The organism is Caballeronia sp., from assembly GCF_028292365.1.
Lineage (GTDB): Bacteria > Pseudomonadota > Gammaproteobacteria > Burkholderiales > Burkholderiaceae > Caballeronia.
In genome coordinates this window covers 1-8,374 of record NZ_JAQGMM010000460.1, presented here as the reverse complement: position 1 = coordinate 8,374, position 8,374 = coordinate 1, and the positions used below count along the sequence as shown (strand labels likewise).

Here is an 8,374-nt window from a genome sequence, read left to right as displayed (position 1 = left end):
CGGCTCGGCACAACCAATGGCTTTTTGAGCGAGTCCTTCAGGTTTTCGCGCGCATCGCCAACACCTTTTTGCACCTTGCCGGCTGCCTGTTGCATATCGCCCTTGGCTTCCTGGCCCGTATCCCCGGTTACCTTGCCAACCACCTCGTTGACTTTGCCCTTGGCTTGATTCACTACACCGTCTTTCTGATCCTTGTTCATCTTGATCTCCTTTCGTATTGAGACGCGAAATCCCGGTCTCTTGGGATTCGCGGCGTCATGTCAGGGAAAGCGCCCTGACCGTGTAATCAGAATGGCGATTTCGAATGCCACAAAACAGCCGCACACGTCTGATTCCCACGTAGGCGGAATCGCACATACGCGCGAGGCGCTCAGCGCGACTCTAGAGGAACATTGCGATAACTACTGTATGTTTGTACAGTACACATCTTGGCGCAATGGCATGAATGGAGGAGAACACAATGGACTTCGACGAAGATCGTATAGACAGCCCCGAATTCGCACGCACAGTGCGCGACCTTGAACGGATTACGCGTGAGATAGCCCAGCGCTACATCGTGCAAAGTGTGCCTTTGACTTGGCGATTGTTGCTCGCCATTGAGGCAGAAGCGCTCGCAGATCTCGGTTTTGCAGGACGGCATGAGTGCGCGCTCCGCGCGCTGTTTGCACGCCCGGACGACATGGCTTTTCCCGAAACTGACGATCTCGTCGATTTCGGGGCGTCGAATGCTTTACCGCCCGTGTTTGTATTTGCCGTCGATGCCTATGAGTGCGCGGCCCGTGCCGGACACCCTGAACTGGCAGTAGCCGTGGCGCATTGAGATCTGAAATCGAAACTGCGTGAATTACGAGCGAGGCCGCCGGGAGACCGGTGGCCGTTACTTTTTGAACCGCGATTCGAGTTCGTGGCAAGACTCGAGCACGATAGTCACCGCCCACGAGCGACTTCCCATCTCTTCCAAATGACGTTGCCACGCAACGTCGCCCAATATTCGACGACTCAAATACATCCGGCGATGAACAACGCGGTCAGCTTTCGCGTAATCTGCCGGGTACACATTTTACAACTAACGGATTATCGAGCTAATGACCGCCCCCGCGAAAACTCACGAGATTTTCGATCATGAGCGCGCCAATTGGTACGCCGATCCGCGAAGCGCGTTCGACTCCTGGATGGCACATCAAGCGTTCAAAGCGTCTTCCTCCGACGTCTACCGAGCGCAATGGGGGCTTTTCCTCGAGTGGCTGACCATTAAACGAATCGATCTCCGAACGGTGGATCGACTTGCCATCGAACAGTTCGTCACCCAATTAGAGATTCGAAAACCACAGCGCGTACGCTATCTGCGTCTTATCGAACGGGTGCTTGATCATGTGCGCGAGATCGAAATGGCGTCGACGAATCCAGCTCGCTTCATTGCCCAGGACGGTGAATCTCCGTGGCGAGATGCACGCGAAAACGAACCAACAGGATTTCTCGCACACGGTGAACGGGCAGCCCTGATCAGATATCTTTTCTCTCCAATCGGCGATCTGCCGACAGGGCAGCGTTGGCGAGAGCGCCGTGATCGTGCATTGGTCAGCGCGTTCCTGGGCGGTGGGGTAAAAACGGGCGAGGCAGCGGCGCTGACCGTTAGTAACTATTCATGGAATCAGCCATGGCTCACTGTTGAGGCTACAAACTCTGCATTAAGTCGAGAAACCCGGCTCGCACCCTTTGCGATCGCGTTACTCGACCATTGGATCAGCGAGCGCAAAACAGCGCGATTACTTGGCAACCTGCTGTTCCCCTCTACGCCGTCGGGGCGCCCGATGCACAAGGCCACCATGTTGCGCGCGATCGATGCCGTGATCGAAGCCGCCGGCATTGCCAATTCAAGGACGGCACGGGCCAGTCCGCAAACCTTGCGCAATACATTTGCGGCCGAGTTATTCGAAAGTGGCACAGCACCCGAGCGCGTCGGGCAATGGTTGGGTTTCCAGCCGCAAATCTCGGCACATCGGCTGCATCGAGCATGGCTAAACTGGATAGGTGAGGAAATACGGGAGCGGGATTTAGCCGAGGCGCGAGAAAGCGGTGACGAGGCAAACCGCAGATTCAAATAGCGTTCGGCTCCCGAAAAGTCTCACCTCTCGGCCTGTTCACTGGTATCGGCGATCTCGGGAGAGTGAAATCGGGCTACAGCGAGCAGCCTTGACGATGCAGTCCCGGACGATCGATCGCAATCCGGACAGGACAATTCGAACTCGTCACCGTGCTGCGCAAGTTCGGGCTCGCCGGTGACACACGTCGGACAGCTAACAGGCACTGCAACAAAACCATCGACGTCCGTTCCCAACGTCTGCATTTCCTGCTCGGAAAGCCGCCCCTCCTCGACCATCGTCCAGATGAGCCGGGCAACGTTTTCGCTCATCCCGCTTTGTCCGAGCAACGCGTCACGTTCTAAAGCCAGTGCGTCGATCTCATCCGATTGCTCGCGAATTCGCAGCTCCAGCCGATCCGCACGTGCCTTGGCGATGCTAAGTTGTTGAATAAAATCGAACTCCTTCTGGCTCGCCTGACGCACCCCTGCCTGGTAGGTTGCCGCCATGCCGCGCAGAGAATCAAGTTCCACGAGCATCGGCTTCACTCGCCGCTCGGCCTCGCTGATTGCGTCCTTGATCTGTTGCGCGTAATGCTCGGTGTTGTGTCGCAGTTCACCATTCAACGCATCCACGCGATCGCGCAGCGCGGCGTTAGCGGTTTGCTCTGTTTCGAGCCGCTGAGTCAGCGCGGCATGTTCCCGTTCCAACCGATGAATCGACGCCTGCGCACTGCTTTGTGCTTCCAGGTCGCGGCCTCGAAGCGATCCTAATTCGATCTCCAGCGCGGAATTGCGGGCTAACGCGGTATCGGCACGTGCCTCGCTGCGGCGAAATGCTTCGTCGATCGTCGCACAACGTATTTCTGCATCGCGAAGCCGGCTTAACGCAACGTCGATGTCATCTTTTGCAGCGTGGCGTTCATCTTCGAGCGAGCGAATCGCAAATTCCTGCGCCTCCTGGAAAAGCTGTCCGAGCAATTCGCCTGCTCGTTCCTGCAATCCTTCCGGAATCGCTCCACTTTCGATACGAACGCGCGACGCGGATCTGATCCGAGCCCAGAATGCATCGATATCCTTCGGGATATCGCTCGCGCTACCGGTTTGCGTGAGATCCCTGACAGTGGCCATTGACGGGCGAATGCCGAAATCGAAGAAAAGCCGCTTACAGGCGTGCTGCGATAGATCCTGTCGACGCGCACCGTCGGTTCGCATCGTCGCGAGTTCAGCCCTCAGTGCAAGACGTTCTGCGTCGTTCATACGAAGCTCCGAGTCAAATTCGTTCGTATAATAATACTTTACGTATCAAATGCTACATATTTAGGTTGGGCGGTCAGACTAGTGTTCGTACGTACTCTCTTTCTGCCTGATCGCGCTATATCACACATGCGCCGAAGTGGCATCCGTGAAACATGTCGAGGTTAGTCCTTCAAGCCGTTGATTACTAGCGTCTTTTTCAGACTTCACCATTTCTGCAGATGTTCCACGGAGTTTTTGTTTCACGGTTGTCTTTCCTCGATCTCTCAGCTGCTTGAGAGTATTAGAAGTAAACACCTTTGAAACCTAGTTAAAGACGTTAACGCCACGACAAAGCCTTACCAGATAAGGCTTTCCGGGCGGGTCGGTGAGTGTCTGCGGGATAGAAGGTGAGACAACACGGGGGCGATCGGTGTATAGGTTCGGGGACTAGCGTGAGGAGTCACGGGAGCAAACGTGAGCGAGTTCGGGAGACGGGTGTTTTGTGAAGGTGAGGAAATACAGGGGCTACCCCGGCTATCCGCCATATGTGGCAGCACAGCACATGTCGACTCGCCAATTTCTGCAGTGAGCGTTTGCAGGATAGCGAATTTGCGAAAATTCCAACGGAAAATAGGTAATTATTGCCAGTTGGTGAGGCTTTGCAGGGGCCAAACCCATTCCAGGGTGAGACTATGCGGGGTCGGACAGTCCAGAGGCCCTGGTTCGGGAGACGCGCAAACCGCAATGGTGAGGGAATACGGGAGAGCCGTACGGCGATATTTGGACCTGTCCACTTTAACGATCCTGCTGGTTTTAAGGGGTATTTCTACAAAACCGGACTGGAGGTGAGAGTTTTCGGGAGCGGTTTGAGAGCCGCCCAGGATCGCGCCGACCGCTTTGTCGAGCCGCAAAGGTGAGGCTTTCCGGGACGGTATGGTCTCGATCTTAAGGCTCAAAGATCCGGCCTGGCAGACACCATGTTCACCAATGTTATATTAAGTGCATGATTTAAAAAGATTTTGTGCGTATTGAATGCGTTCACACTGCGGCAAAGGTGAGGGTTTTCGGGAGTGATAGTCTGCTGCTCGCGGGTATCACATCATGGTGAAAAAGGGGCAAAGGTGAGCTTTTACAGGACCGTGTTTGGCCTAATTTGGGTGCTGGGAGGGCTTTGGCGGTGCGGAAATTCAGAAAAACTTCCGTTTGTGACTCTAAAGGTGAGTGTTTGCAGGGGCCGGTGAAGGGCATGTTCGATGTTGCCAATCGTGGGGAGGCCCAAAGGTGAGGTTATGCGGGACCTTGGATGCGAGATTAGAGAGCCTGTTTTGAGACCGCAACTTGGCTGAATAGGCCTCCCCGGTGGCTTGAGGTGAGCTTTTGCGGGAGTAATTACGCGATACCTGGCGTGTTATCGAGGGTTAAAGCTTTAATAACTCGACGAATACGGCGATTTCTCTGTCCTTTCGTGAATTTTCGCCTTCTGGAGAGATTTCGTAAAAACCACAGGGGCGCGTAAAAAAATTTCAGGTGAGAAGATACGGGATCAGGTTTGAGGCGGCTCGATTCGATTCCGCAGGCGCTCAATCCGTTTACCCGCATGGCACGGGGCAAAAATGAGATGGGGTGTGACGGTGAAGGTGAGGGTTTTCAGGAGCGCACCTCAGTGAGTTTTACGTGCGACATCCCCTTCACCGCTATAGGGTGAGTGTGCACCTGTAGACGAGCATCACCGTCATGAGTATGCTTTCCAAAATTCTCCTGACTCCAGCATGGCAACCAAACGCGCGAAGAAGACCGATATAGTGAGTCCGAGTTCGGCTGAGCTGCGAAAAGCCGTCGAAGCCATCGCTATCCAGCCTAAAAGCGGCAAGATCACGCTTTTGACTCGCAAGTTATTCAATGTGCTGCTGGCTGTCGCTCAGCAGGCGGATGAATCCGGGGACACTTATCGCGCGCTTCTATCGGACATTGTCGCGAACGCGGCGTTTGATTCCAACGATACCGCCCTGGTGAAAGAGCATTTGCGCCGCATGGTGTCGGTGCAGGTGGAGTGGAGCACAGGCACGTCGAGCCTGAAACCCGGGCGTAAGTGGGGCATTTCGACGTTGATCGCAGACGCCGAAATTCTTGAAGACCCTGCCACGCGTCGGGTGTGGGTCGAGTTTTCCTTCGCCCCGAAGATCAAGAAAAAGCTGCTTGACCCGGTGCAATACGCGCGCTTGAGTCTGCAGTTTCAAAGTCAGCTCCGCAGCAGCGCTGGGCTCGCACTGTACGAAATCTGCGTCCGCTATCTGACGAATCCCAGTCATCTCACTATGCGCGAGACGTGGGAATGGTGGCGGCCGATTCTCTCAGGAACGCCTGATACCGAAGCAGGCGACGAAGCCAAGCGCGAGTACAAATATTTTAAGCGCGACTATCTTCGCCCCGCGATTGCGGAAGTCAATGCTGTTACCAACATCTTTGTGGAATTGATCGAGCACAGGGAAGGCCGGCGGGTAGCTGAAATTCAGTTTCGCGTGACTGAGCGCAAGCAGCCCATGCTTGCACTCGACGAACATCCGAACGTGTTCGACAGCACCTTGGTCGATCGCATGGTGAAAATCGGGATCCCGCTGAAAGATGCGCAAACGCTTTACGCGGACAGCGAGGAAAACCGAATTCGTTCAGCGTTGCAAATGACCGAGCAGAGAATGCGGAGCACGTCACTACCTCCGGTGCGAAGTGCGGCCGCGCTTTTCAAGGATGCTTTGAAGAAGGGTTATGCGCCCCAGGTCGAAGCGTTGCCAGCAGTAGCGGCGCCAGCGAAAACCAATGGAGCGCCAGCAGACGACCTGAAGGCGCGTTTGCTGAGCGAATATTCCGTGTTTCGCCGCAAGGAAGCGCGCTCGTTATACGAGGAACAAGGTGAGTCTGAACGGGAGCTCGCTCGTCAAACTTTTGAGGAAGATGTGTTGCCGGAGCTCGGTACCCACATGCGTGACGATTGGCGCAAGCGGGGTCTCGATTCAAAAATGGGGGAAACCTCGTTTTTCGACTGGCTTGCGCGTAAGACGTGGGGAGAGCCGACCGACGGCGACCTGCTGGCATTTACGTTGAATCAGAGCCGCACCACGTAAGAACCGGGTAAGAACACGTTAGAGGGGCGGTAGCGGAAGTCGTGCTCATGCCACCTTCGTCCCTCTATTCGTTTTCTCGTGGGTCGTTACCGCGGGTGCCTCATTGTTTTACGGTATCCGTCTGCAGCATCTTCTCTATCTGTTGAAGAATTTCGTCGCGTTTGTCTTTCGACAAACCACGTAAGCGCAGCTCAAGCCTGTCGTCTCCATACGTCTTGAGATCGCCCACCGCAAGCCCCTCCAGCTTGATTTCCAGCCGCTGCGCATAGCGTTGACGGCCTGCGGGTTTCGGGGTTTCTTGTGCACTCGCACGACCTTTCACAATGTCGGCGACTTGCCGGGTGCTCAGATCATCCGATGCAATTTTGTTGATCAACCGCAGCGTGGCATCTGCGCCGCGCGCCGTATGAAAGCGTGAGACCTGATAAGCCATGTTCGAACCAAATCGATCCGGCCGGGCGACCATTTCATGCATCACGTTCTCAGGTAGCTTGGCAATAGCTAACGCGACGGCGATCGTGGATTCGTCGAGGCCCAGATGGTCGGCGAGTTCCCGCTGGCTCTGGAAATGCTTTTCATCGAGGAAACGCTTCCAGACGATGGCGTTATCGAAGACGGTTTGCGAGTCTCGCTGTACGTTCAGGTCATAACCCAGCTTGTAGCTTTCGATGCCAATGGGAAGGTCGATGACAATCGCCTTCACGGTTTCTTTGTTGGCTTCCTTCAACGCCCGCACTCGCCGGCCGCCGTCACTCACAAAGAAAGTACCGGGGCTGTCGTGATCGGGGATCACATGAATGGCTTGCTGCTGGCCCTGCTTCGCCAGATTGACGGCCAATTCTGCGATAGACGCCTTCAGATAGAAATGCCTGGGGTTGAAGGGGCTCGGCTTGATAGCTTTTAGCGGCAACTCAATGACCCGGCCGTGTACGTATCTGTTCTTCCGGCGCCACGCCTTGAAGTTTTCCGACTCCTGCGCTGTTGGGTCGTCGTGAAACTCATCTTCGGCGTAGCCGCTGGAGCGTCCAGTGACCTGCTTATCATTACCTGCCTCTTGATTGACGATTTCGTCGATGGCATTGATGCGATCAAGGGCCGTGCGCTTTTCACTGCTGGTCGTATCCGGGCGGGCTTTGAAGCCTTTTGCGAACTGGGTAGGTTTCATTCAGGATCCTTTATGCGCATAAAGTCAGGGAAGCATGGCGAGAACTTCGTCTGCGCACGCACGTATCTCAATGGCGGCCAGTCGCGCCCCCCGGTCGCTCATCTGAAGCACAGTCTGGCCGAGCGCCATTGCCTGCTTGTAGCACTCGCGAGTTGGTATCTGCGTTTTCAGCAAGGGGAAACCTAACTCTTCCAGCGCACGCTTGAGCTCGCGCGTCAGCATGCGTTTTTCCTCGGTTTTGTTAAGGAGAAACACTGCGCGCAGATCTTCATTCATGACCTGTGCTTGCTGAATGAGTTTGACGAGGCCCACGCTGGACCAGTAGTCGGCGGGTGAGGACGATGTCGGGACAATGGCAACCGTCGCAGCGAGAAGAACGACGCCCGATACCTTTTCCGTAATCGAAGGCGGGCAATCGACGACGATGATGTCGTAGTCGTTGACGAATTTCTTGATCTCTCGATGAATCTGGGCACCTGCTTCGGACAGGTTGACGATAGGGAACGGGATGCCGCTCGCCTCGTCGGACGCAGCGCTGGCCCAGTGGACCAGGGTATTTTGCCCATCGGCGTCAACGACGAGCACCCGCTTTCCCTTCTCGTGAAACGCCGCGCCTAGATGCATTGCTATCGTGCTTTTCCCTACTCCGCCCTTCTGCTGCGTGATCGCAATGATTTCAGCTGCCACGTTTTGCTCCCAAATTTAGCTTTTCGAATTTTACATTGAAAACTCAATTTTTCTAGCGATAACTCATCTCGTTGGCCGTCTGGT

Annotated in this window: 7 protein-coding genes; 3 read left to right on the top strand and 4 right to left on the bottom strand. The window is 55.1% G+C overall.

What is annotated here, in order from left to right:
* The coding region (locus JWR14_RS27015; protein WP_299714777.1) for a CsbD family protein at nt 1–200 on the bottom strand (200 nt) is incomplete at its 3' end.
* A gap of 260 nt (nt 201–460) precedes the next feature.
* Here JWR14_RS27015 and JWR14_RS27010 point away from each other — a divergent pair.
* Nucleotides 461–820, top strand: coding sequence for a DUF2471 family protein (locus JWR14_RS27010; RefSeq protein WP_299714774.1), 360 nt, complete (start codon nt 461–463; stop codon nt 818–820).
* Between the two features lie 265 nt (nt 821–1,085).
* Entirely contained in the window at nt 1,086–2,105 is a 1,020-nt protein-coding gene (locus JWR14_RS27005; protein ID WP_299714772.1) for a tyrosine-type recombinase/integrase, read from the top strand.
* A 20-nt stretch (nt 2,106–2,125) separates the two neighbouring features.
* Here JWR14_RS27005 and JWR14_RS27000 read toward each other — a convergent pair whose 3' ends face one another.
* Nucleotides 2,126–3,340, bottom strand: coding sequence for a DNA-binding protein (locus tag JWR14_RS27000; RefSeq protein WP_299714770.1), 1,215 nt, complete (start codon nt 3,338–3,340; stop codon nt 2,126–2,128).
* A gap of 1,748 nt (nt 3,341–5,088) precedes the next feature.
* Between JWR14_RS27000 and JWR14_RS26995 the strand changes: the two genes are divergently transcribed.
* Nucleotides 5,089–6,438 (top strand): replication initiation protein, encoded by a 1,350-nt coding sequence (locus JWR14_RS26995; RefSeq protein ID WP_031364421.1) that lies wholly within the window; start codon nt 5,089–5,091, stop codon nt 6,436–6,438.
* 100 nt (nt 6,439–6,538) lie between these two features.
* Here the strand turns inward: JWR14_RS26995 and JWR14_RS26990 are convergent, their stop codons facing one another.
* Nucleotides 6,539–7,603, bottom strand: a complete 1,065-nt coding sequence (locus JWR14_RS26990) for a ParB/RepB/Spo0J family partition protein (protein ID WP_299714764.1) — start codon at nt 7,601–7,603, stop codon at nt 6,539–6,541.
* Between the two features lie 24 nt (nt 7,604–7,627).
* A complete protein-coding gene (parA, locus tag JWR14_RS26985) occupies nt 7,628–8,290 on the bottom strand; it encodes a ParA family partition ATPase (protein ID WP_031364423.1) in 663 nt (220 codons plus the stop codon).
* Nucleotides 8,291–8,374 lie beyond the last annotated feature (84 nt).

Coding starts and splice junctions, on each gene's coding strand:
- JWR14_RS27010 (WP_299714774.1), top strand. CDS start 461: ATGGACTTCGACGAAGATCGTATAGACAGCCCCGAATTCGCACGCACA.
- JWR14_RS27005 (WP_299714772.1), top strand. CDS start 1,086: ATGACCGCCCCCGCGAAAACTCACGAGATTTTCGATCATGAGCGCGCC.
- JWR14_RS27000 (WP_299714770.1), bottom strand. CDS start 3,340: ATGAACGACGCAGAACGTCTTGCACTGAGGGCTGAACTCGCGACGATG.
- JWR14_RS26995 (WP_031364421.1), top strand. CDS start 5,089: ATGGCAACCAAACGCGCGAAGAAGACCGATATAGTGAGTCCGAGTTCG.
- JWR14_RS26990 (WP_299714764.1), bottom strand. CDS start 7,603: ATGAAACCTACCCAGTTCGCAAAAGGCTTCAAAGCCCGCCCGGATACG.